The organism is Nocardia sp. NPDC004722 (genome assembly GCF_053601505.1).
Map to the genome: position 1 here is coordinate 1 of NZ_JBSGBY010001018.1, position 1,682 is coordinate 1,682.

The following is a 1,682-nucleotide window of genomic DNA, read 5'->3' on the forward strand; positions in this document are numbered from 1 at the left end:
CACGGCCGTCGCCGACGGCGCGCTGGTGGCCACGGGCGCGGTCCTGATGTTCGTGCCCGGCCTGCTCACCACCGCCCTGGGCCTGCTGGCCCTGCTGCCGTTCACCCGCTTCCTGTTCCGCCCGGTCGTGGCCGCCTTCGCCGCCCGCCGCCTGAGCCGCGTCGCCACCGCGGTCGGCCCCTACGGCTACCGCAACGTCGTCATCGACCCCGACGGCGAGGTCATCGACGCAACCGTCGTCACCGAGTACTACGACGACGGCAAGGGCCCCGGCCCGGGCTACCGCGCCATCGACCCGCGCTGACCCCAACTCGTCCCAGCAAGACCTCTCACCCCGGTGCCCGGCCTCAACGCCGTTCGCGCACCGGGGTGATCACGTTCTCGACCAGCCACGCCGCCACCTTGTCCGGATAGGGTGCGCGCAGGCTGAGCACGATGTGGCCGAAGCCCGCACCGATCAACTCCAGCACGGTCGCACGGGTACCCGCCGGGTCGGCGTAGTCGACGATGTACTGCACCGATCGGGTGATCTCCGCCGGATCCCGGCCGATCTCGGCGCACTGCGCGTCGAGCACCCGGGCCCGCCGCGTGAGGAACCCGAGATCGTTATGCGGCGGGCCCGGAATGTTCCAGATGTCGGCTCGGCGCGCGACCAGCCGCAGCGTGCGGTCACCCCAGCCGCCGATCAGCAGCGGCGGGCGCTGGACCGGCTTGGGTTCGTTGCGGTTGCGGCGCAGCGTGTAAAAGCGCCCCTCGAAGTCGAATTCCGGCTCACTCCACATGCTTTCGAGGATCTCGATGGTCTCGCTCAGCCGCGCCAACCCTTCGCCCGGGGAGACCAGGGACAACCCGTATCCGGCGTATTCGGCCTCGGCCGGATTCGGTCCGGCGATGCCGCCGCTATCGCCGGGCTGCCGGGTGCCACCCACCCCGAGACCCATGATCAACCGCCCGCCTGAGACGGCGTCGACCGTGCTCGCGATCTTGCCCAGCACCGCGGGCTCACGAATTCGGTTGCTGGTCACCAGGAGTCCCAGGCGCAGCCGCCGGGTGCGGGCGGCCAGTGCCGCGAGCAGGGTCCAGCCTTCGAAGATCGGACCGTCGGCGGGTCCGCCCAGGGGGAGCAGGTGATCCCACAACCAGGCGTCGGCGATCTCGGTCAGCTCGTCGGCCTCCTCCCAGACGCGCAGGATGTCGCGGTAGGCGACCCGCTGGGGCGTGGTTTTCACACCGAATTCGATATCCACCATTCCATCAACTGTACTGATGATCAGCGCTACTGACTATCAGTGGAACGGTAGAATCGGCGGCATGGCCGACTCCACGCCCGACGATGTGCTCCGCTCCCGCCTCGGCTACCTGCTGAAACACGCCTATCACCGCTTGGCGGAGGAAATCGGGACGGCCCTGCGGCCCTTGGGAATCGACAGCCGGGAACTGGCCGTGCTCGTCCTGCTCGACGACACCGACACCCCGCTCTCGCAACTGGATCTCGCGCAGCGCCTGGGCATCGACCGCACCACCATGACCCAGTTCACCGACACCCTCGAGGCCAAGGGCCTGCTCGCACGGCGGCGCAGCGCGGAGGCCGTCGAAGGTCACCAGCACCGACGACATCAGCGCGGCGGCCGTCAACGGCAGGGTCAGCCGATCCAGGGGCGTGACGCGGTGGCGGACATCGG

3 protein-coding genes are annotated in these 1,682 nt (G+C 69.6%); 2 read left to right on the forward strand and 1 reads right to left on the reverse strand.

Annotated features, from left to right (window positions below; genetic code table 11):
* Window positions 1–304, forward strand: a 304-nt coding sequence (locus ACWELQ_RS45260) for an FxsA family protein (protein ID WP_452403119.1), incomplete at its 5' end; no start/stop codon positions are given.
* Window positions 305–347: 43 nt separating this feature from the next.
* Here ACWELQ_RS45260 and ACWELQ_RS45265 read toward each other — a convergent pair.
* The gene (locus ACWELQ_RS45265; protein ID WP_452403120.1) at window positions 348–1,250 is read right to left on the reverse strand and encodes an LLM class flavin-dependent oxidoreductase; all 903 of its coding nucleotides are present in this window, start codon (window positions 1,248–1,250) and stop codon (window positions 348–350) included.
* A gap of 61 nt (window positions 1,251–1,311) precedes the next feature.
* Here ACWELQ_RS45265 and ACWELQ_RS45270 point away from each other — a divergent pair.
* Window positions 1,312–1,682, forward strand: a 371-nt coding sequence (locus ACWELQ_RS45270; RefSeq protein WP_452403121.1) for a MarR family winged helix-turn-helix transcriptional regulator, incomplete at its 3' end; no start/stop codon positions are given.